This is a genomic window from Streptomyces sp. NBC_00328, from assembly GCF_036139655.1.
Classification (GTDB): domain Bacteria; phylum Actinomycetota; class Actinomycetes; order Streptomycetales; family Streptomycetaceae; genus Streptomyces.
Window position 1 is genome coordinate 9031822 of record NZ_CP108013.1, and the last position, 21430, is coordinate 9053251.

The 21430-nt window shown below is 70.7% G+C and carries 19 protein-coding genes; 10 read left to right on the top strand and 9 right to left on the bottom strand.

The genetic code is table 11. From position 1 onward, the window contains the following. The first annotated feature begins 86 nt into the window (after nucleotides 1–86). The gene (locus OG485_RS39660; RefSeq protein WP_326783698.1) at nucleotides 87–347 is read left to right on the top strand and encodes a hypothetical protein; all 261 of its coding nucleotides are present in this window, start codon (nucleotides 87–89) and stop codon (nucleotides 345–347) included. Between the two features lie 109 nt (nucleotides 348–456). On the opposite strand, the gene OG485_RS39665 is transcribed toward OG485_RS39660, so the two are convergent. Together OG485_RS39665 and OG485_RS39670 are read right to left on the bottom strand one after the other, a co-directional pair. Next, nucleotides 457–681 carry a hypothetical protein gene (locus OG485_RS39665; protein WP_328673532.1) on the bottom strand — a complete coding sequence of 75 codons (225 nt, stop codon included), beginning with the start codon at nucleotides 679–681 and terminating at the stop codon, nucleotides 457–459. Next, a complete protein-coding gene (locus OG485_RS39670) occupies nucleotides 678–1307 on the bottom strand; it encodes a ParA family protein (RefSeq protein WP_328673534.1) in 630 nt (209 codons plus the stop codon). The genes OG485_RS39665 and OG485_RS39670 overlap by 4 nt, the downstream gene beginning before the upstream one ends. Nucleotides 1308–1681: 374 nt before the next feature. Between OG485_RS39670 and OG485_RS39675 the strand changes: the two genes are divergently transcribed. Together OG485_RS39675 and OG485_RS39680 are read left to right on the top strand one after the other, a co-directional pair. Continuing rightward, a complete protein-coding gene (locus tag OG485_RS39675) occupies nucleotides 1682–3295 on the top strand; it encodes a sodium/solute symporter (RefSeq protein WP_328673536.1) in 1614 nt (537 codons plus the stop codon). A 33-nt stretch (nucleotides 3296–3328) separates the two neighbouring features. Beyond that, on the top strand, nucleotides 3329–4225 hold the full coding sequence (locus OG485_RS39680) for a polysaccharide lyase family 7 protein (protein WP_328673537.1): 897 nt from the start codon (nucleotides 3329–3331) through the stop codon (nucleotides 4223–4225). A 73-nt stretch (nucleotides 4226–4298) separates the two neighbouring features. Here OG485_RS39680 and OG485_RS39685 read toward each other — a convergent pair whose 3' ends face one another. From OG485_RS39685 to OG485_RS39695, 3 genes are all read right to left on the bottom strand, one after another. Then, nucleotides 4299–5738, bottom strand: coding sequence for a gamma-aminobutyraldehyde dehydrogenase (locus tag OG485_RS39685; RefSeq protein WP_328673539.1), 1440 nt, complete (start codon nucleotides 5736–5738; stop codon nucleotides 4299–4301). Nucleotides 5739–5754: 16 nt separating this feature from the next. After that, nucleotides 5755–6156, bottom strand: a complete 402-nt coding sequence (locus OG485_RS39690; protein WP_326783693.1) for a YybH family protein — start codon at nucleotides 6154–6156, stop codon at nucleotides 5755–5757. A gap of 74 nt (nucleotides 6157–6230) precedes the next feature. Next, nucleotides 6231–7766 carry a purine-cytosine permease family protein gene (locus OG485_RS39695; protein ID WP_328673543.1) on the bottom strand — a complete coding sequence of 512 codons (1536 nt, stop codon included), beginning with the start codon at nucleotides 7764–7766 and terminating at the stop codon, nucleotides 6231–6233. 100 nt (nucleotides 7767–7866) lie between these two features. Here OG485_RS39695 and OG485_RS39700 point away from each other — a divergent pair, with 100 nt between their 5' ends. After that, a complete protein-coding gene (locus OG485_RS39700; protein WP_328673545.1) occupies nucleotides 7867–9324 on the top strand; it encodes a PucR family transcriptional regulator in 1458 nt (485 codons plus the stop codon). Nucleotides 9325–9451: 127 nt separating this feature from the next. On the opposite strand, the gene OG485_RS39705 is transcribed toward OG485_RS39700, so the two are convergent. Then, a complete protein-coding gene (locus OG485_RS39705) occupies nucleotides 9452–10045 on the bottom strand; it encodes a TetR/AcrR family transcriptional regulator (protein ID WP_328673547.1) in 594 nt (197 codons plus the stop codon). Nucleotides 10046–10231: 186 nt separating this feature from the next. On the opposite strand from OG485_RS39705, the gene OG485_RS39710 reads away from it, so the two are divergent. Beyond that, complete coding sequence (locus OG485_RS39710; RefSeq protein ID WP_328673548.1) at nucleotides 10232–11251, top strand: aldo/keto reductase; 1020 nt, start codon at nucleotides 10232–10234, stop codon at nucleotides 11249–11251. Between the two features lie 87 nt (nucleotides 11252–11338). Here the strand turns inward: OG485_RS39710 and OG485_RS39715 are convergent, their stop codons facing one another. Continuing rightward, nucleotides 11339–13690, bottom strand: a complete 2352-nt coding sequence (locus OG485_RS39715; protein WP_328673551.1) for a galactose-binding domain-containing protein — start codon at nucleotides 13688–13690, stop codon at nucleotides 11339–11341. Nucleotides 13691–13892: 202 nt separating this feature from the next. On the opposite strand from OG485_RS39715, the gene OG485_RS39720 reads away from it, so the two are divergent. From OG485_RS39720 to OG485_RS39730, 3 genes are all read left to right on the top strand, one after another. Continuing rightward, on the top strand, nucleotides 13893–14603 hold the full coding sequence (locus OG485_RS39720) for a VanZ family protein (RefSeq protein ID WP_328673553.1): 711 nt from the start codon (nucleotides 13893–13895) through the stop codon (nucleotides 14601–14603). Between the two features lie 68 nt (nucleotides 14604–14671). After that, nucleotides 14672–15436, top strand: coding sequence for a response regulator transcription factor (locus tag OG485_RS39725; RefSeq protein WP_328673555.1), 765 nt, complete (start codon nucleotides 14672–14674; stop codon nucleotides 15434–15436). Further along, complete coding sequence (locus OG485_RS39730; RefSeq protein ID WP_328673556.1) at nucleotides 15429–16532, top strand: sensor histidine kinase; 1104 nt, start codon at nucleotides 15429–15431, stop codon at nucleotides 16530–16532. The genes OG485_RS39725 and OG485_RS39730 overlap by 8 nt, the downstream gene beginning before the upstream one ends. Before the next feature lie 40 nt (nucleotides 16533–16572). Here OG485_RS39730 and OG485_RS39735 read toward each other — a convergent pair whose 3' ends face one another. Continuing rightward, nucleotides 16573–17163 carry a TetR/AcrR family transcriptional regulator gene (locus tag OG485_RS39735; RefSeq protein ID WP_328673557.1) on the bottom strand — a complete coding sequence of 197 codons (591 nt, stop codon included), beginning with the start codon at nucleotides 17161–17163 and terminating at the stop codon, nucleotides 16573–16575. 164 nt (nucleotides 17164–17327) lie between these two features. On the opposite strand from OG485_RS39735, the gene OG485_RS39740 reads away from it, so the two are divergent. After that, nucleotides 17328–17780, top strand: coding sequence for an iron chaperone (locus tag OG485_RS39740; RefSeq protein WP_328673559.1), 453 nt, complete (start codon nucleotides 17328–17330; stop codon nucleotides 17778–17780). Between the two features lie 138 nt (nucleotides 17781–17918). On the opposite strand, the gene OG485_RS39745 is transcribed toward OG485_RS39740, so the two are convergent. After that, nucleotides 17919–19331 (bottom strand): DEAD/DEAH box helicase, encoded by a 1413-nt coding sequence (locus tag OG485_RS39745; protein ID WP_328673561.1) that lies wholly within the window; start codon nucleotides 19329–19331, stop codon nucleotides 17919–17921. Nucleotides 19332–19723: 392 nt separating this feature from the next. Between OG485_RS39745 and OG485_RS39750 the strand changes: the two genes are divergently transcribed. After that, on the top strand, nucleotides 19724–21385 hold the full coding sequence (locus OG485_RS39750; RefSeq protein WP_328673563.1) for a sigma-70 family RNA polymerase sigma factor: 1662 nt from the start codon (nucleotides 19724–19726) through the stop codon (nucleotides 21383–21385). Nucleotides 21386–21430 lie beyond the last annotated feature (45 nt).

Consider the following 21430-nt stretch of genomic DNA (forward strand, 5'->3'; position numbering starts at 1 on the left):
CCATCCTGCCTTACAGGTGAGCCCACACCCGCCGCAGGCTGAGTGGGTCATTGTTTTGCACGGGCCGACCGGGGCAACCGGCCGTCATGGAGACCAACGACGGCACGGACGAAGTGATCGAGACCCAGGGCGACGAGCATCACGTCGTCCTCAGCGCCGACACCAACGGCGACGGAAAGACCGACGTCTGGATGACCGACACCACAGGCGACGGCAAGGCAGATCTCTACCAGTTCGACACCAGCGGTGACGGGCGGATCGACCTGACGATGGTCGAACGGGGCGACGAGCCCGGCGTCGACCGGGTCGTCGTCGAGGGCGACGGCGGCCACCCGTTGGAGACCTGAGCCCTCGTCGCGGCGCCGTGCCCGGCTGGTTCGAGCGACACGCTCCGAGCCCGGACGAACGGACACCCTGGACCGTGCCGGCGTCGAGGGACGTGGTCCCCCGCCGTGCCTACGGGGTACCCGTCAGAGGCCGCAGGGCGGCGGCACCGACACGCAGGATCGCGGACACGGGCGGTCCCACCCAGCGGGTCAGTCCGTCCGGCAGCGCGGGGTCCAGTTCGATCGTCACCCGGACGTATCGCGTGTGCAGCCGCGCGACCTTGGTGTGACGGGGCGCGGCGGCATCGGGTTCCCTTTGCAGGGCGGCCCGGTAGGTGTCCTTGCGCTGGTTCACATCGCGTCCTGACGCTTGATGAGTTCGTCCGCGAGATCCATGTACGCCGATCCCTTGACCGTGACAGGGCTGCCGAACGACTGGGAGTACAGGTCGAGTCGGGGAATGTGGGTGGACAGCACGTCGAAGCCGCGTTCCGTGAGCGCTTCGCGGGCATCGGCGTCCGGACCGGTACGGGTGGCGTCCGGACGGTTCGTACGGTTCAGCAGTACGGCGGAGCGGGCCGGCCGGGCCCGCAGGGACTGGACGTCGCCCATCTCGCGGCCGATGGGCGCCATGCGGTCCAGTTCGATGGGGGACGGTGTCACCGGCACGATCCACTCGCTCGCGTACCGCATGACGCTCCGGGCGATGTGGGCGTGATCCTCCATCTGCGGGGCGTCGAACACCACGGCCTGCCGGTCGCCGAGGAAGTCGTTCACGCGCCGGTGCACGTCGCCCACGGGGAGGGAGAACACGGGGAAGGGGAAACCTCCCGCCAGTTCGCTCCACCGCAGCGCCGAGGACGCGGGGTCACTGTCCACCAACAGGGGTGAGAAGCCCGACTCGTGCAACGCGTGGGCCAGCCACACCGCGCTCGTCGTCTTGCCCACTCCGGGTTTCAGGTTCACAAAGGCATAGCTCATCGACACAGGGAGCCACGCTAGTGACCACGGGGGACCGGCGGTCGCCCAAGCGGCGGGTACCGTCCCGTCGTTCACCCCGCCGCGCCCGTGAATCATCCCAATGGATCAACGTGCTGTGCCGTCGCACAGACCCGCACCGCGGCCGCTGTGCACCCGCCGCCCGAACGCGCCGTCCCCTGTACGCGCCCCGGCGCGGTTGATGCCATGCCCGGCATGTCTCCCGCAGCTTCCGCGCCTCCCGCATCCTCCGTATCGCCCTCACGTCGCGCATCTCCTACATCTCCTACATCTCCTACATCTCCCGCATCTCCGTCCGCTCCGCTCCCGGGCGCAGGGGCGAGGCCGTGCGCGGCAGCGGCGTCGGAGGACCGCCGATGAGCTCCGGCGACGGAGAGTCGCTCGCCGTCATGGTCTTCCTCGGCTTCGTCGCCGTGTCCCTGCTGCTGTGCGGTCTGGCGGCGGCCGATCTGGACGACCCCGAGCACTTCTACGCGGGCGGCGGGGCGGCCTTCGGGCCGGTCGGAGGCGGGCTGGCCATCGCCGGTGACTACATCTCCGCGGCCACCCTGCTCAGCACCACCGGCGCGGTCGCCCTCGACGGCGCGGACGGCATCCTGTTCGCCTGCGCCACCGTCGGCTCCCTCTATCTGATGATGCGGTTCCTGGGTGAACCCCTGCGCAGGAAAGGGGTGTTCACCCTGGGTGACTTCGTCGCCGACCGCCTCGGCGCCCCCTCCGTGCGCCGGGCGCTCGGCGTCGCCTCTCTCGTCGTCCTCACCCCGCTGCTCCTGGTACAGCTCTCCACCGCCGGACGCATCATGGCCGCCATGTTCGGGCTCCCGGACGGCGCGCTCACCGGGTGCACCGTCGCCGGAGGGGCCCTGATGGTCTGTTACGCCGCGTTCGGCGGGATGCGCGGCGTCGGGTACGTACAGATCCTGAAGGTCGGTGTGGTGCTCACCGCCATGCTGCTGCTGGCCGGGGTCGTGCTCGCCCGGTTCGGATGGTCACCGCCGGCCCTGTTCGGTGCCGCCCGGGAGCATTCCGGAGCGGGCGCCGCCTACGCGCGGCCCGGACTCCACTTCGGTCACTCCGTCGCCGGGCGCCTCGACCTGATCGGCTTCGAGGCCACCCTCCTGGTCGGAGCCGCCTGTCTGCCGCACATCACCATGCGGCTGCACCCGGTCCGGGAGGCCCGCACCGCGAGGCGCGCCGTCGGCTGGGCGGTCGGACCGGTGGCGGTGGTGTGCGCCGGGGTCGTGGTGGCCGGGCTGGGTGCCTGCGCCCTGATGGGCCGGGGTCCGGTGCGGGCCGCCGACCCCGGGGGAGCGACCGCCCTGCTGATGGTGACGGGCGCGCTCGACCCGGTCGCCGGGGGCGCCCGGCACAGCATGCTGTTCGCGATCGTCGCCTGCGCCGTCTTCGCGACCACCCTCGCGGCCGTCGCGGGCATCACGCTGGCGGCCGCCTCCAGTCTCGCCCGTGACTTCGGCGGGCGGCCCGCGCACGGGGGCGGGGGCCGTTCGCCCGCCGGGGAGATCCGCCGGGCACGGCTGGGGATCGTCCTGGTCGGAGCGGTCGCCGTCGTCGTGTCGGCGGTCCTCGGGGACCGCGGCAGACTCACGCTGATCTCCTTGCCGTTCACCGTCGCGGCCTCGGTGCTCGCCCCGGTTCTGCTGTACGCGCTCTTCCTGCCCGGTCACTCCGCCACCGGGGTGCGCTGGACCGTCTACGGGACCCTTCCGCTCGTCGTGCTGCTGCTCGCGGGATCCCCAGCGGTGTCGGGCACCCCGTTCGCGGTCTTCCCCGAGCACGACGTCCGCTGGTTCCCGCTCCAGACACCGGGGCTGGTCACCGTTCCGGCCGGCTTCCTTCTCGGTCTCGTCGGCCGCACACCCACGCGCACCCGCGCTCTTCGGACGTCCTGGCCGAGGTCCTCAACCGACGTGGGTGCGGGACCTCTTGACGGAGTTGGTGCAGACCTTTAGCGTCACGGCACATGAGGTTCACAGGTGAATTCAATGTTCATCCATGTGAACCTCGCCTTTCCCCACCGTCTGCTCCATCCGACCAGACGAAAGGCTCTGACCGTCATGGTGAACAAACGACCACATACCCGAACCCCCTCCTTCTTCATCGGATGTGCCGCCCCTCGGCTCCTGACGACGGCCACCGTCGCGGGCGTCGTCGCCGTGGTCACCGTCCTGGGCACGTCCAGCGCCGGCGCCGCCGACCCGAACGTCGCGCCCGGCGGCAACTTCGACCTGTCGGTGTGGCAACTCCAGGAGCCCGTGGGCTCCCCGGGTTCGCCCACCACCATCTCCTCCGCCCGGCTGCAGGGCGCGAACGGTTACCAGGACGCGTACTTCTACACCGACACCCGCGACGGCGCGATGACCTTCTGGGCGCCCGAGAAGGGCGTCACGACGCCGAACTCCAACTACGCCCGCTCCGAACTGCGGGAGATGAACCGCAGCGGCAGCGCGGCGAACTGGTCGCTCGGCGGCAGCCACCGGCTGAGCGCGACACTTCGGGTGGTGTCGGTCACCTCCAACGTGTGCGTCGGCCAGATCCACCTCGGCTCCGGCGGATCGTCCACCAAACCGCTGGTGGAGCTGTACTACCGCGCGAGCGGTGACATCGTCGTCGGCACCGAGAACTCGCCCTCGGGCGGCCAGACGACCCACACGGTCGGACACGTGGCGGTCGGCAAGACGTGGACGTACACGATCGCCGTCTCCGGCGGCGACACCATCGACCTGACCGTCAACGGCAGCACCACGCACTACGCGATCCCGTCGTCGTTCTTCCCCTACAAGCAGTACTTCAAGGCCGGCTCGTACAACCAGTCGTCCTCCGAGAGCACGACGAAGGGGGCGAGGGTCGCCTTCTACGGCCTGACGGTCTCGCACGGCTGACGGGCGTCGGACACGGCGATGGGGTGAGTCCGGCGCGATGCCGGGCTCACCCCATGGCCGTGGGGACGTCCGCTCAGAGCGACGTCATCACGTGCTTGATCCGGGTGTAGTCCTCGAAGCCGTAGGCGGAGAGGTCCTTGCCGTAGCCGGACTGCTTGAACCCGCCGTGCGGCATCTCGGCGACGAGTGCCATGTGGGTGTTGATCCACACACAGCCGAAGTCGAGCCTCTTCGACATCCGCATCGCCCGCGCGTGGTCCTTGGTCCACACCGAGGAGGCCAGCGCGTAGTCCACGCCGTTGGCGTACACGACGGCCTGGTCCTCGTCCGTGAACGACTGGACGGTCATGACCGGGCCGAAGACCTCGTTCTGGATGATCTCGTCGTCCTGCCTCAGACCCGAGACCACGGTCGGGGCGTAGAAGTAGCCCTTGTCGCCGACCCGGTGGCCGCCCGCCTCGACCTTCGCGTGTTCGGGCAGCCGCTCGATGAAACCGCTGACCTGGGCGAGCTGGTTCGCGTTGTTGAGCGGCCCGTACAGCACGTCCTCGTCGTCCGGCTGCCCGGTCTTCGTCCCGGCCGCGGCCTTGGCGAGGGCGGCGACGAACTCGTCGTGCACCGACGCGTGGACCAGGACGCGGGTGGCCGCCGTGCAGTCCTGACCGGCGTTGAAGAAGCCGCCGACCACCAGGTCCTCGACCGCCTTGGCCAGGTCGGCGTCCTCGAAGACCACGGCCGGGGCCTTGCCGCCGAGCTCCAGGTGGACCCGCTTGACGTCCTTGGCCGCACTCTGGGCGACCTGGATGCCGGCGCGCACCGAGCCGGTGATGGAGGCCATCGCCGGGGTCGGGTGCTCCACCATCAGCCGGCCGGTCTCGCGGTCGCCGCAGACCACGTTGAAGATCCCCTGGGGCAGGCCGAGCTCCTCCAGGACACCGCCGATGATCTCCGCGATCAGCACCGTGGAGGCCGGCGTGGTGTCCGAGGGCTTGAGCACCACCGCGTTGCCCGCCGCGAGGGCCGGGGCGAACTTCCACACCGCCATCAGCAGGGGGTAGTTCCACGGCGCGACCTGGGCGCACACGCCGACCGGCTCGCGGCGGATGATCGAGGTCATGCCCTCCATGTACTCGCCGGCCGAGCGGCCCTCCAGCATGCGCGCCGCGCCCGCGAAGAAGCGGACCTGGTCGATCGCCGGGGCGAGTTCCTCGCTGAGGGTGAGGTGCAGCGGCTTGCCGGTGTCGCGGCTCTCCGCGGCGACCAGTTCCCCGGCCCGTGCCTCCATCGCGTCGGCGATCTTCAGCAGCGCGCGCTGCCGCACGGACGGTGTCGCGTCGCGCCAGACGGGGAACGCCGCGGCCGCGGCCGCCATCGCCGCGTCGACATCGGCCGCCCCGGACAGCGGGGAGGTCGCGTAGACGTCACCGGTGGTCGGGTCCACCACATCGAGAGTCCGGCCGTCGACGGCATCCGCGAACGTACCGTCGATGTAGTTGCGGAACGTGCTGCTCATGGAACGTCTCTCCTGGTCAGGCGGTGGTGCGGGGGGACAGGTGCTCGTGCACGGCGAGCCAGGCGCCGTCCGCGGAGCGGGCGAGGACGATGGTCTCCCGCTCGTGCACCGTCTCCTCGCCGGCGTTGGTGGCGACGCGGGTCTCCACGTCATGACTGAAGACAGCCGTGTCACCGAAGGGCTGGACGAGCTGTGCCGACGAGGTGCAGCCGAGGACGCGGAAACCGTCCTGCTCCACCCACCGCTGCCACAGGGCGCGGTACTCGGCCGTGGAGCCGAGGCGCTGCGGCGTGGTGTGGAAGACGAACGTCGCGTCCGGTGCGAAGGCACCGAAGTAGTCGTCGAGGCGGCCCTCGGCGAAGGCGGCGACGAGCGCGTCCGCGGCGGCCCGGACTTCCTGCACGGTGGTGGTGCTCATGCGCGGCTCCTGGTCAGGGGCGCCCGGCGGTCAGGACCGGGCGCCCAGTCGGTGGTGTCGGTGGCGCCGAGGGCTCAGAGAGCCGCGGCGGGCTCGGGGGTCTTCTCCTCGGTGCCACCGGTGATCGGCGCGATGTCGGCGTCGGACGCCCCGACGAAGCGGGGTCCGTCGGGCCCGTACACGGCGCGCGGCTCGGGGAACAGGGCGAGCGCGGCGAGGTAGAGCACGACCGCCAGACCGAGGCCGACCGGCAGCGAGATGTCCGCGCCGTTCGCGAGGTTGCCCAGCGGGCCGACGAACTGGCCCGGCAGGTTGGTGAAGAGGAGCGCCACGACGGCGCTGACGAGCCAGGTGCCCATGCCGCGCCAGTTCCAGCCGTGCGCGAACCAGTAGCGGCCACCGCGCTGACGCCGGTTGAAGACCTGCAGCGCCTCGGCGTCGTACCAGCCGCGCCGGGTGACGTAGCCGAGCGCCATGACGACCATCCACGGCGCGGTGCAGGTGATGATCAGCGTCGCGAAGGTGGAGATGGACTGCGTGAGGTTGAGCGCGAAGCGGCCGAGGAAGATGAACCCGATGGACAGGACACCGATGAAGAAGGTGGCCTGGACGCGGTTGAAGCGCGGGAAGACGCTGGCGAAGTCCAGCCCCGTTCCGTAGAGGGACGTCGTGCCGGTCGACAGGCCACCGATCAGGGCGATCAGGCAGAGCGGCAGGAAGTACCAGCCGGGGGAGATGGCCAGCAGTCCGCCCACGTAGTTCGGGGCGGCCGGGTCGACGTACTTCGCGGCCTTCGTCGCGATGATCGACGCCGTGGCCAGGCCGAAGACGAAGGGCAGCAGGGTGGCGATCTGTGCGAGGAACGCGGCGCCCATCACCCGGCGGCGCGGGGTGTTCGCGGGGATGTAGCGGGACCAGTCACCGAGGAACGCGCCGAAGGAGACCGGGTTGGAGAGCACGATCAGCGCGGCGCCGATGAACGACGGCCAGAACAGCGGGTCGGCGGTCGAGGCGAAGGCACCCGCGTATCCGGGGTCGAAGTCACCGGCGAAGGCGAAGGCGCCGAGCACGAAGAGGGCCGAGGCAGCCAGCACCGCGATCTTGTTGACCAGCAGCATGAAGCGGAAGCCGTAGATGCACACGACGAGCACGAGTCCGCCGAAGATCGCGTACGCGATGCCGTAGGTGACGTCCGACTCGGGGACGTTCACGAGCCGGTGCGCGCCGCCGACGAGCGCGTCTCCCGAGGACCACACCGAGATCGAGAAGAACGCGATGGCGGTGAGCAGGGAGAGGAAGGACCCGACGACCCGGCCGTGCACGCCCAGGTGCGCCGAGGAGGAGACGGCGTTGTTCGTGCCGTTGGCGGGGCCGAACAGCGACATCGGGGCCAGCAGCAGCGCACCCGCGACCAGTCCGAGGACGGTCGCCGCGAGCCCCTGCCAGAAGGAGAGCCCGAAGAGGATCGGGAACGCGCCCAGCACACAGGTCGCGAAGGTGTTGGCGCCGCCGAAGGCGAGCCGGAACAGGTCGATCGGCCGGGCCGTGCGGTCCTCGTCCGGGATTCGCTCGACGCCGTATGTCTCGATTTCGGTGACCGAGCTCGTCACGGGCCCTCCAGTGTCCGTTAGTGCACCGTTCAATCGGTGGCATCCACAGTGTGCGGCCCCCTGTGACCTGCGGCAATGGTCTCCATCACAGATGCGTACGATGTCATTTGTGGCCAGCAACAAACTCACCGTCCAGGACCTGCTCTCCTCTCCGGCGCTCCAGCTCTCGCTGAAGGCCGGCGGCGGTCTGGAACGGTCGGTCTCCTGGGCGCACGCCAGCGAGCTCGTCGACCCCACGCCCTGGCTCCTGGGAGCCGAGCTGATCATGACCGCGGGCCTGGCGATCCCCCGTACCGCGCCGGAACAGCGCGCCTACCTGGAGCGGCTGGACGACGCCGGGGCGTCCGGGCTCGCGCTCTCGGCGCAGCTGCACATGCCACCGCTGCACGACGCGTTCTTCCAGGCCGCGCGGGAGCGGGACTTCCCGGTCCTCGAAGTGCCGCTCGCCGTTCCCTTCATCGCCGTCGCCCAGGAAGTCGCGGCCTCGGCCCAGGAGGAGGCGCGGCACCGGCTGGGCGCGCAGCTCCAGGTCTTCGGCGCGCTGCGCTGGCTGGTCACGGAGGATCTCGACACACCGACACTGCTGCGCCGTCTCGAAGGCCTGTCGGGCTACGACGTCTTCCTCTGCACTCCTCACGGGCGCCCGCTCCTGCCCGGGGTCCCGGTGCCGGACCCGGCCGTCCTGCCGGCGTCCGTCGACGCCCCGCCGACCATCCCCGGCGGATTCGTCCTCCCGGTGCCCGCGCCCGGCGGCCCGGCGGGCTTCCTCGTCGCGTACGAGCGTGAGGGCGCCCGGCCCGCGGGGCTCGCCGTCGTCCAGCACATCGCCACCGTCGCGGCGCTGCGGCTGGCGATGGTGCGCAACGAGCGCGAGACACTGCGCCGCGAGGGAGCGGAGACGTTCGCCGAACTGCTTCAGGAGGTGCTCGACCCGGAGGCGGCACGGCGTCGGCTCGCCCGGCACGCGATCGAGGGCGACACCGTGCTGCTGATCGTGCGCCGCACCACCGACGAGGCGCTGCTGCGCTTCCTGGAGGACCGGCCCCATCTGCTGCTGACCCGGGGCGAGGACCGCTATGTCCTCGGGGCGCCCGAGCTGGCGGCGGCCGTCGGTGAGCTGCCCGGCGTGGCGGCCGGGGCCAGCCGCCCCTTCCTGCCGGGGGACGCGCTGAAGGTCGCGCAGCGCGAGGCTCTGTGGGCGGTGTCCAAGGCCGTCGAGTCGGGCCGTGCCGTCGTTCACTACGGCGACGACGGGGCGGGCCGGTGGCTGCCCGACGATCCCGCCGTCCTGGCCGCACTGGTGGAGCATGTGCTCGGCGGCGTACTGCGTTACGACGAGAGCCACGACTCGCGGTTGCTGGTCTCGGCCCGCACCTGGATGGAGCGCGACCGCCGCACCGAGACGGCGGCCGCGGCACTTCACATCCACCCCAACACCCTCGCCTACCGGCTGCGCCGCTTCGGCGCGCTCACCGACCGTGATCTGACGTCGACGGCGGCGCTGGCCGAGGTCTGGCTGGCGATCCAGGCGGCGGGAGCGCTGGGCCTCACCGACTGATCCGGGCCGGGAGTACGCCCGGGCCCGACTGGCTGCCGGGCGCGGTGCCCTGGCGGGGCGTTTCCTTGAACTGACCTGTTCGAAAGGCGAGTTCGGATCGAAAGGCGAGGTCCGGGCGGCCGAACAGTCACTCGGGTCGGCGCAGGCCCGCGATGAGGAGTTCGACCAGGCGCCGCGCGTCATAGCGAGGGTCGTTGTGGGCGCCGATGCAGAGATTGCCGACGCCTCGCATCAGTTCGTACGCCGTCAGGCCGGGGCGAATCTCGCCGGAGTCGGCCGCGGCGCCGAGGAGTTGGGCGCACACGGGGACGAGGCGGTCGATGAAGTACGTGTGCAGGGCGTCGAACGCCGTGTTGTCGGGCTGCAGGACGGCGGCGAGCCCGTGCTTCGTGACGAGGAAGTCGACGAAGAGGTCGATCCACCGGGCCAGCGCGGCATGAGGGGAGGCGCAGTCCCTCAGCAGGACCGGCCCCGCCTCGGCGCAGGCCTCGACCTGGTGCCGGTAGACGGCGACGATGAGATCCGCCCGCGTCGGGAAGTGGCGGTAGATCGTGGCCGTACCGACGCCGGCCCTGGCCGCGATGTCGCGCACGGGTGCCTCCACACCGGACGTGGCGAAGATCGCGGCGGCCGCGTCGAGCAGCGTCTCCTGATTGCGCCGGGCGTCGGCCCGTCTGGGCCGTGCCGACGCCTTCCCCGTGGTGTCTTCGCTGTCGTTCATCGCGCCCTTCCCTGTACGGCCCGGACAGCCAAACGGAACGATGTTCCGTATCGCCTTGCTAAGCGGGACAGTGTTCCGTATCGTCAAACGGGACGGTGTTCCGTTTGTTCATGATGGCAGACCGGGGACCAGGCGACCAATCTCGCCGCCGTCCTCACGCTTACCCGTATCGAAGGAGGCAGGGGCATGCAGTACCGCACTTTGGGTCGCACCGGTGTACAGGTCGGCTCGCTCGCGCTCGGCGCGATGAACTTCGGCAGGATCGGGCGCACCAGCCAGGACGAGGCCACCGCCATCGTCGATGCCGCCCTGGAGGGCGGGATCAATCTCATCGACACCGCCGACATGTACGGCGACGGCGAGTCGGAGGAGATGGTCGGCAAGGCCATCGCCGGCCGCCGCGACGACATCGTGCTGGCCACGAAGGCGGGCATGCCGATGGGGGAGGAGCGCAACCACCGGGGCTCCTCACGCCGTTGGCTGATCACCGAGCTGGACAACAGTCTGCGCAGGCTCGGTGTCGACCACGTCGATCTCTACCAGATCCACCGGTGGGACCCGGCCACCGGCGACGAGGAGACCCTGTCGGCCCTGACCGACCTGCAACGCGCGGGAAAGATCCGCTACTTCGGCTCCTCGACCTTCCCCGCCCACCGCATCGTGCAGGCCCAATGGGCCGCCCGCGAGCACCATGTGAGGCCCTACGTCACCGAACAGCCCAGCTACTCCATTCTGCAACGGGGTATCGAGGCCCATGTCCTGCCCGTGACCGAGGAGTACGGGCTCGGTGTCCTGGCCTGGAGCCCGCTGGCCTCGGGCTGGCTGTCCGGCGCGGTCAGGAAGGGCCGGGAGATCACCACCAGCCGCTCGGCGTTCCTGCCGCAGCGTTTCGACCTCTCCGTCCCCTCCAACCAGGCCCGGCTGGATGCCGTGGAGCGTCTGGCGGTCATCGCCGAGGAGGCCGGACTGACGCTGATCCAGCTCGCCCTCGGCTTCGTCACCGCGCATCCCGCCGTGACCAGCGCGCTGATCGGCCCCCGGACACCGGAGCACCTGCGCACCCAGCTCGCCGCCGCGGACACCGTGCTCCCGGCCGACGTGCTTGACGCGATCGACGCCGTCGTGTCCCCGGGGACCGACCTCGCCGCGCACGAGAAGTTCGACACCCCGCCCGCCCTGCTCGACCCGGCACTGCGCCGCCGCTGACGGCCCGGTGGAACGGTCCTGACGACCCCGCCCGGGTCAGAGTTCCGGAGCGGGGCCGCCAGGAGTCCGTGGGCCGAACGCCGGCTGTCAGCCGGTGTAGGCCTCGAACTCGGACAACTGCCCGGCGGGCCAGCCGGTGTTGCCCGTGATGAGCACGCGCAGATAGCGGGTGGGGGTTCCGGACAGGGTGAGGGTCGCGGTGTTGCCGCTCGACGGGTCGAAGGCGTATCCGGCCGACGCCTTGAGGGTGGTGAACGTGGTGTTGTCGGTGCTGCCCTGGATGCTCAGGGTCTGGGTGCGCGTGGCCCACGCGGTTGCCGGAGGAAGTCTGAGGACGACGCGCTTGACCGCTTTCGCGGCGCCCAGGTCGACGGTCAGGGACTGCGGGAAGGCGTTGTTGGCGCTCTCCCAGTAGCTGTTCGCGTTGCCGTCGACCGCGTTGGCCCCGGGGTAGACGTCCGTGTGGCTCGACTCGGTGACCGGCCGGTTCCTGGCGAGGTTCACGGTGGGGTCCGTGGGCGGGTCGGTCGGAGGATCGGTGGGCGGGTCGGTCGGCGGAGGGGTGCCGCCGCCGGGTACTCCGCCATTGGTCCACTTCGGGGCCGGCCAGGTCCCCGTGCAGGCCGGCGGGTCGGCGTACCAGCCGCTGTTGCCCGTACCCCGGGTGATCTGGAAGCCGGAGCCGACGCAGTTGTGGATCGGGTTGGACTGGCCGATGTTCGTGGCCGTGACATTGCTGAAGGAAGCCGTCCCCGGCGCCTGGATCTGGAGTGCGTAGGTACCGGCTCCGTCGATCCGCACATGGTCGAAGCGCAGGCCGTTGGTCGCCCCCTCGATGTTCATGATCGCGGCGTAGGAGCTGTCGAGGATCTCGCTGTCGGTGATGTCGACGGTCGCGTTCAGGGGCTCGTTGAGTCCGCTGAACCAGACCGCGCCGACCCCGAACTGCCAGTTGTAGTCGTTGTTCCCGGCCCGTATCAGGGTGTTGCGGGCGGCCGTGATGGTGCCGGAGACGGCCGTTCCCTGACCGGAGTTGACCCCGGGATAGCGGTTCGCGACATGCAGGCCGCCACCGTTGGTGACGGTGTCCGCCATGACGTTGTCGGAGAGCGTGATGTCCTTGCCGCCGTAGGTGACGATGTTGTTCGCGAGGATCGGCAGGACCACCGTGTCGAAGGTGAACTTGTTCCTGACGTTCGGGACGCTCTCCGCCCACATCGCGAGGCCGTCGTCACCGGTGTTCCGTACGAACGTGTTGGTGACGGTGGAGTTGGTGACGCCCATGTGGAAGTTCACGCCGTCCGCGGTCTGATCGAGGATGCGGCTGTTCTTGATGGTGAAGTTGTTCATCGGCCCGTCCATCCAGGCCCCGCATTTGGTGTGCTGCATCCACACGTTGTCGACCGTGGAGTCGGACAGCGCACCGCCGATGGCGTTGACCTGGTCGTTGTCCACGCGTTCGCGGATGTCGCCGATGATGGCGAAGTCCTTGAGCGTGACGTTCTTGCTGCCGCCCTGGCCGGCGTACTTGCCGTAGACGCCGACGGCCTTCGACCGGTCCACCGGGTCGCGGCCGGTGAGGACGCTGTACCAGGGGCCCGCCCCGGCCAGTGTCACCTGGTCGACGACGATGTGATCGCGGACCTGGAAGGTGCCCTGCGGGATGTACACGGTCCTGCCCTGTGCCTTGCCCGCGTCGACGGCCGCCTGGATCTTCGCGGTGGAATCCGCCGCGCCGGTCGGATCCGCGCCGAAGTCGCCGACGACGTCGAGGGCTCCGGACGGTCTGCCGACCGGCGCGCCCACCTGCTCGAAGTCGGCGAGGTCGATGGTGAACGAGGGCGACTCGCTCGTGGAGGAGACCTGGAGGCGCACCTTGCTGCCGGCCGGCAGCGTGGAGCCGAACAGGGTGCGGGTCTCGTCGTAGAAGTGATGCGGGTTGGTGTCGCCGGGGTTGTTGTTGAACGGATAACCGCCGTAGTACCAGCCGTACTTGGAGGTCACCGGGACACTCTTGAGCCGGTTGCCGTCGACCTTGAGATCGAGGCTCGCCTCGCGGCCGCTGCCCGCGGCGTTGTCGGGCAGCGAGTACCGGAACGACATCGCGTTGGCCGGCGCGGTCAGCGTGAACTCGACGTACTCGCCCGTCGCGTCCAGCGTCACGGCCTGGCGTCCGGACGCCTCGGAGGGGAGATGGCCGTAGAGCCGGTCCGGGCCGATGAGGGTGCCGTCCGTGGCGGCGTACTCGGCTTCCTGTTCCTTGAACGGAACGGCCGCGCCCCGGCCGGAGATCCCGACGGGGGAAGGGGCGGGTACCCCTGCGGCGGCCGCGTGGGGGGCCAGGGCCACCGCGACGACGGTGCCGGCCGCGGCGAGTGCCAGCGACACGGACACCGCCGTGCCGCGGCGCAGGGGTCTGCCTTGGGGAGAGGGAGTCACAGGTGTGCGTCCTTAGGGCTCGTGGGGTGAGCGGACGCAAGAAGGCTAGGAGTGAGGGCAAGGGAAGTCTATGAACGTGCGCAAGATTGATACAGGGGATCGCAATTAATCGACGACCGCGTGATGCCGGGGACCGCGTGTATCGCGGGCATATCGAAAACCGCATACGTCACCGCAACCGGCCTTCCCCTTCACTTGCACCATGAGCTATGACGCACCCTTGTCAGCACCTCCCCGCCGCACCCGCGGGATCGTGTTCGTCAGCCTGGCGGTCCTCGGCCTGGCGAGCGCCCTGTTCGTCATACGGCGGCCGCTCATGATGTCCGCCCCGAGATGCATGGCCGGGCGCTGGCACGGCTGCTACGACACGTTCAACGGTGTGGTGCTCATGACGCTGGTCGCGGTGCCGATGGCCGTGCTGGTGGTGTGGGCACTCGCGTACCGGCGGCATGCCACCGGCCTCGGTTCGACGTGGGCGTGGCGCAAGTCGCTGGCCGAGGTGGGCATGGTCCACGGGACGGTGCCGTTCCTGTGGCTGACCATGATGCCGGGCCTCGCGCCGGGCGTCGCCCCTCGCCGTGTGAGCCTGGTGCCACTGCGGGACCTGGTCACGATGGGGACGGGAGGGATCATCGGCAACCTGCTGGTCTTCGCGGCGCTGGGATTCTTCGCCCCCGTCCGGGTCGCGGCGCTGGCGTCCGTGCCGCGGATCCTGGCGCTCGGGGCGGGCTGCTCGGTCCTGGTCGAGGTCGCCCAGTACGTCCTGTGGCTGGACCGGGTGTCCTCCGTGGACGACGTCCTGGTCAACGCCACCGGCGCCGTGCTGGCCGCTCTGGCCTCGCGCCGCTGGTGGCGCACCCCGGCGGAAGCGCCGTCGGACCGGCCTCGCCCCACGCCGGCGCCGGTGGGCTGAATCGTGGGCCGGTACGCACACCTCGTCGCGATACGTCGGCGATACGGCGCACTGCTTAGGCTTCGGACATGCGTGTACTGATCGTGGAGGACGAGCCCTACCTGGCCGAGGCCGTCCGTGACGGTCTGCGGCTGGAGGCGATCGCCGCCGACATCGCCGCCGACGGCGACTCCGCCCTCGAACTGCTCGGCGTCAACTCCTACGATCTCGCCGTCCTCGACCGTGACATCCCCGGCCCCTCCGGCGACGAGGTCGCCCGGCGTATCGTCGCCTCCGGCAGCGGCATCCCGATCCTCATGCTCACCGCCGCCGACCGGATCGAGGACAAGGCTTCCGGGTTCGAACTCGGCGCCGACGACTACCTCACCAAACCGTTCGAGCTGCGGGAACTCGTGATGCGGCTGAGGGCGCTCGATCGCAGGCGCGCGTACGCCAGGCCGCCGGTCCGCGAGATCGCGGGCCTGCGGCTGGACCCCTTCCGCCGGGAGGTCTTCCGCGACGGACGCCATGTCGCGCTCACCCGGAAGCAGTTCGCCGTGCTGGAAGTCCTCGTCGCCGCCGAGGGCGGTGTCATCAGCGCCGAAGAGCTGTTGCAGCGGGCCTGGGACGAGAACGCCAACCCTTTCACCAACGCCGTCCGCATCACCGTGTCCGCCCTGCGCAAACGACTCGGCGAACCATGGATCATCGCCACCGTGCCCGGCGTCGGCTACCAGATCGACACCGCGACGGACACCATCACGGACACGGACACGGACCCGGGCACGGACCCGGGGACGGGAACGACGGACGCGGGGACGGACGCCACCCATGCCGGCGGCACTCATGGATAGACACCCAGGGCACAGCGCCCGGCTGAAACTCACCCTCAGCTACGCCGGATTCCTCTTCGTCGCCGGCACGCTCCTGCTGGTCGTCATGTGGGTGTTCGTGCTGCGCTGGCTTCCGACGAACGACCCCCGGCTCATCCAGAAGACGTACGGCGCCGTGATCATCGTCGGGCCCAGCCGCTCCGAACTGCTGCGGGGCTTCGCCCCCGCCGCGGGCGTCGCGCTGGCCTTCCTCCTGGTGTTCGGCCTCCTCGGGGGATGGATCCTCGCCGGCCGGATGCTCTCACCCCTCACCCGGATCACGGACGCGGTACGGACGGCCGGGAGCGGGTCGCTGTCCCACCGGATCCGTATGAAGGGCCGCCAGGACGAGTTCCGCGAACTCTCCGACGCCTTCGACTCGATGCTCGAACAACTCGAGTCCCAGGTCGCCGAGCAGCAGCGGTTCGCCGCGAACGCCTCCCACGAACTGCGCACCCCGCTGGCGATCTCGCGGACACTCCTGGACGTCGCCCGCAAGGATCCCACCCAGGACCGGGAGAAACTCATCGAACGCCTGCACGCCGTCAATACGCGGGCGATCGACCTCACCGAGGCGCTCCTGCTGCTCAGCCGCAGCGACCGCGGAAACCTTCCCCGCGAGAGCGTCGACCTCTCCCTCATCGCCGAGGAAGCCGCCGAAACGCTGCTCCCCTTCGCCGAAGAGCGCCGGATCACGCTCGATGTCACCGGCGGGGCGGCCCGGACCAGCGGCTCCGCGGAGCTTCTGCTGCGGATGGCGACGAACCTCGTCCAGAACGCCGTCGTCCACAACCTCCCCGATGGCGGCACCGTGACGGTCCACACCGGGACGGACGGCCGCGCGAGCGTGCTGCGGGTCGAGAACACCGGCCGCCGGCTCCCGCCGGAACTGGTGCCGACCCTCACCGAACCGTTCCGGCGCGGAACGGAACGCGTACGCACCGACGAGCACGCGGGCGTCGGCCTGGGCCTGGCCATCGTGGCCGGCATCGTCCGCGCCCACGACGGGACCCTCGAACTCGACCCCCGCCCCGACGGTGGTCTGCTGGTCACGGTCCGGCTGCCCGGCACGCCGTAGGCGGCGTTTCCGGGCGGGGCCCACCGCCGGGTGACGCCGTTCAGCCGGCGGTTCCGTAGGCGGCCATGAACATGTCCACGAGTCCGTCGACCGCGTCCGCGTCGATCGGGCGGGTGGACATCAGGCTGCGGTAGTACAGGGCACCGCACAACACCTCGGCGGCGAACTCCAGGTTCGCGTCCGCGGTCAGTTCGCCGGCGCGCTGGGCGCGTGTGATCCGGTCGAGGGTGCTCTGCTCGACGGTGGACAGGAAGCGTTCGTGCAGCGTCGCCCGGAGCGCGGGATCCCCTTGTGCCTCGGCGATGACCGCGCGGTAGACGGGGCCGATCGGCGGGGTGGAGAGGGCCGCGCCGGAACGGAGGAACTGCTCGCGCAGATCCTCGCGGACGTTCCCCGTGTCGCGATAGTCCAGGTCGCTGGTCCACACGCGGCTGAGCGCGTCGAGCAGCAGCGCCGCCTTGGAGGGCCAGCGCCGGTAGATCGTGTGCTTCCCGACTCCGGCCCGGCGGCCGACGGCCTCGATGCTCAGGCCCGCGTACCCGACCTCCGCGGCCAGATCGAGGGTCGCCTGCAACAACTCCTCGGTGCGCTCGGCACCTCGACGCCGAGGCGCGGCGGGCGGTTCGGTCATGAGTCCATATTATCGGCACGTGCCGTGCCGTTGACAATGTCAGGTCCGCGCGGAATATTCGGGTGCCATCGGCACGGTGCGTGTCGATGATGGGCACGCGGGTGGCGTGCCGTCACCCGCGTGCCCGAGAGTGGGGACAACGGACCTCAAGGGGGAGTTCTGTCATGAGCAGCAAGGAAAGCGGTCGGCACGAGGGGTTCACGGCCGAAGAGCGGGCCGCGATGAAGGACCATGCCAAGGAACTGAAGAAGGAGGCCCGCCGCGGTTCGCGCGCGGACAAGGCGGCCGAGGCGGAACGGGACGTCCTCGCGAAGATCGCCGAGATGGGGGAGTCCGACCGGATCATGGCCGAGCGCGTCCACGCCGTCGTCACGGCCTGCGCCCCGGTCCTCGCGCCGAAGCTCTGGTACGGCATGCCCGCCTACGCGCTGGACGGAAAGGTCGTGTGCTTCTTCCAGAGCGCGGAGAAGTTCAAGGCGCGGTATGCGACGCTCGGGTTCAGTGACCAGGCGAACCTGGACGAGGGCGCGATGTGGGCCACCGCGTTCGCCCTGACCGAGCTCACGGCCGAGGTCGAGGCGAAGATCGGCGCGCTGGTGAAGCAGGCGGTGAGCTGAGGCACCGCGCGACGGAGCCCGCGCGGCGCCCGGACGGAGCCCGGGACGCGTGTGCCTCGCCCGGACAGCACCGGGCGAGGCGCGCGAGGTCGGTCGGGCACGCGAGGCGCGGGTGATCCAGGGCGGTTGAGCCCGGCCTCAGCGGCCCTTGCGTACTCGGGCGGCCGCGCGGGCCTCCGCGGCCTTGCGGGCGTCCGCGGTCTTGCGCGACTCCTTGGCGGCGCGCCCGGGACGCGTGCCGATGCCCCGGAAGGGCGCGTTGCCGGTGCTCGTGCTCGGCCCGGTGGGCGGGCGCTTGGCCCCGGTGATGGCGGTCAGCGAGGCCTCGCCCGAACGCACCTGGGTGACGGTCGGCCGGATGCCGGCATCGGACATCAGACGGTTCACATCGCGCCGCTGGTTGGGGGTGACCAGGGTGACCACCTTCCCCGACTCCCCGGCGCGCGCGGTGCGGCCGCCACGGTGCAGGTAGTCCTTGGCGTCCGCGGGCGGGTCGACGTTGACGACGAGGTCGAGCGCGTCGATGTGGATGCCCCGGGCGGCGACGTTGGTGGCCACCAGCACGTTGATCTCCCCGTTCTTGAACTGGGCGAGCGTGTGCGTGCGCTGCGGCTGCGACTTCCCGCTGTGCAGGGCGGAGGCACGGATGCCGCTGGCCCGCAGATGACGGGTGAACTGGTCCACGCCCGCCTTGGTGTCCAGGAACATCAGCACCCGGCCGTCCCGGGCGGCGATCTCGGTCGCCGTCGCGTACTTGTCGGCGCCGTGGATGTTCAGCACGTGGTGTTCCATCGTGGTGACCGAGCCCGCCACCCGGTCGACCGAGGCGTGAACCGGGTCGTGGAGGTACTTCTGTACGAGCTCATCGACGTTGCGGTCGAGCGTTGCCGAGAACAGCAGCCGCTGACCGTCGGCGCGCACCTGTTCCATGAGGTCCGAGACCTGCGGCAGGAAGCCCAGGTCGCACATCTGGTCGGCCTCGTCCAGCACCGTGATCCGCACCTGGTTCAGGAGGCAGTCCCGGCGTGACACCAGGTCGGTCAGCCGCCCCGGCGTCGCGATGAGCACCTCGACGCCGCTCCGCAGCTGAGCCTGCTGCCGGTTGATCGACAGCCCGCCCACCACCGTCCCCAGTCGTACGTCCAAGGTCTGCGCGTACGGTTCCAGCGCGTCGCTCACCTGCTGCGCGAGCTCCCGGGTCGGCACCAGGACCAGCGCCAGCGGCCGCTTCGCCTCCGCGCGGCGGCCCGCGGTCCGGGCGAGCAGGGCCAGTCCGAAGGCCAGCGTCTTGCCGGAGCCGGTCCGTGCCCGGCCGAGGACATCGTGTCCGGCCAGCGCGTTCGGCAGCGTCGCGGCCTGGATCGGGAAGGGCTCCGTCACTCCGAGCCCGGTCATCCGGGCCACCAGTGCCGCCGGCAGGCCGAGGGCGTCGAACGACGCGGCGGGAGGCAGGCCCGTGGAGTGGGACGGTGGTGCCGTGACGTCGTCCCGCGGCGCCGGCTGGTGCTCGCCAGCGTCGGAGAGTCCAGGGGCCGGCGGCTTCGCGTTCATGGGGAACCTTCCTCAGTCTGACGCCCGGAACGCCCCGGGGCCCGTGCCACTCGGCACGGGCCCCGGCGACTTCGAAGCGTGTTCCCCATTTTACCAGCGGGCCGCCGGGCACCGGCCGGGCCGGTGACAGGAGACAGGTGAGGGGCGACGGGTGACAGGTGTGCGGTGACCGGGGTCCTGGTCACCCGGTCGTCGGCGTCCTCGCGGTGGCCCGGTCGTCCGCGGAATCCCTTCGTCCCTCGACGTGACCTTCTTCCCTCTTCCTTGCCATCGGTGCCCCGGTGTGGGAAGCATCTGCGCAACGAGTGTCCGAAGAACTGTTATTCGAGGTTCCGCGGGCGGTCTCCCAGGCAACGGCAGCATCGTTCGGAGTCGAGGACAGGAAAGCTTTCATGAGGAGACAGCACGCGGTGGAGCCGGCGGCACTGGTGACTGCCGCCCGGGCGGGCGACTCGGCGGCTCAGGACGCCCTGGTCAGCGCCTATCTCCCCTTGGTCTACAACATCGTCGGGCGCGCGCTGAACGGCTCCGTCGACGTCGACGACGTCGTGCAGAACACCATGCTCCGCGCCCTGGACGGCCTGGACGGCCTGCGTACGCCGGAGAGCTTCCGCTCCTGGCTCGTGGCGATCGCGATGAACCAGGTCCGGGCGCACTGGCGGGACCGGCAGCTGGCCCCGGACGGTGTGGAGGAGGCGGAGGAACTCGCCGACCCCGGCGCCGACTTCGTGGACCTGACCCTGATGAGGCTCCAGCTCTCCGGTCAGCGGCGGGAGACCGCGCTGGCGACCCGCTGGCTCGAACCCGACGACCGAGGCGTGCTCTCGCTGTGGTGGCTGGAATGCGCCGGTGAGGTGACCCGTACCGAGGTGGCCGAGGCACTGGAGGTGTCGCCGCAGCACGCGGCGGTCCAAGTGCAGCGTATGAAGGCGCAGTTGGAAACCGCTCGTGTGGTGGTACGGGCACTCGGCGCCCGCCCGGCCTGCGAGGAGCTGCGGGGTGTCCTCGCCTCCTGGGACGGCCGGCCCTCGGCACTGTGGCGCAAGCGCATCGCCCGGCACGCCCGCGACTGTGTCCGCTGCTCCGGCCTGTGGAGCGGACTGATGCCCGCGGAGGGACTGCTGGCCGGTCTGGCGCTGATCGCCGTGTCGCCCGGGCTGACGGCCGCGCTGCACGACGCTACCGGCGGGATGGCCGCCACGGGCTCGGCGTCACGGGCCCCGGCCGCCGCGGGGCACGGGGAAGCGGGCTCGTCGGGGGCCGCCGGGCACCGGGCTCCCGGCGGAAGGGCGGCCTCGCGCGGTGAGGCTCGCCGGCGCCGACGCGTACGGCGCCGGGCGCTGGGCGGCGCCCTCGTGGCGGTCTGCGTGGCGGGCGGCGGTTTCTGGTACCTGGAGACAGGTCCCGGAGCACGAACCGACGAGGCGGCCCCCTCGCGGACCGCGGGCGACCCCGTCATGGACCTCTCCGCGCCGGACGCCTCGGCCGCCTCCGCCTCGCCGTCGGCAAGCGCCACGGCATCGGCCTCGCCGTCGGCGTCCGCGTCGAAGAAGGCGAGGGCGAAGGCCTCCGGGACACCCCGTCCCGCCGAGCCGAGCACGTCGGCCGCCGCCTCCTCGGCCGCGCCGACCCGGAGGGCGTCCGGCCTGGCCCAGGCGCAGTCGGCGCCGACGACCACCGTGGCCCAGGTGGTCGCGCTGGTGAACAAGGAGCGGGCGGCCGCCGGCTGCGGACCGCTCACCGAGGACCCGCAGCTGGAGGACGCGGCCCAGGCCCACTCCGAGGACATGGCCGCACGCGACTTCTTCGAACACACCAACCCCGACGGCGTCGACCCCGGTGAGCGCATCACCGCCGCGGGCTACCGCTGGTCCACGTACGGCGAGAACATAGCCGCGGGTCAGCAGACCCCTTCGGCGGTGATGGACTCGTGGATGAACAGCCCGGGACATCGCGCGAACATTCTCAACTGTTCGTTCAAGAACATCGGGGTGGGCGTGCACAAGGGGTCGGGCGGTCCCTGGTGGACACAGGACTTCGGGGCGAAGCTGTGATGGCCGGCGCTCCTTCCCGGGCGGGAGGTCCGCTGGTCATGGCCC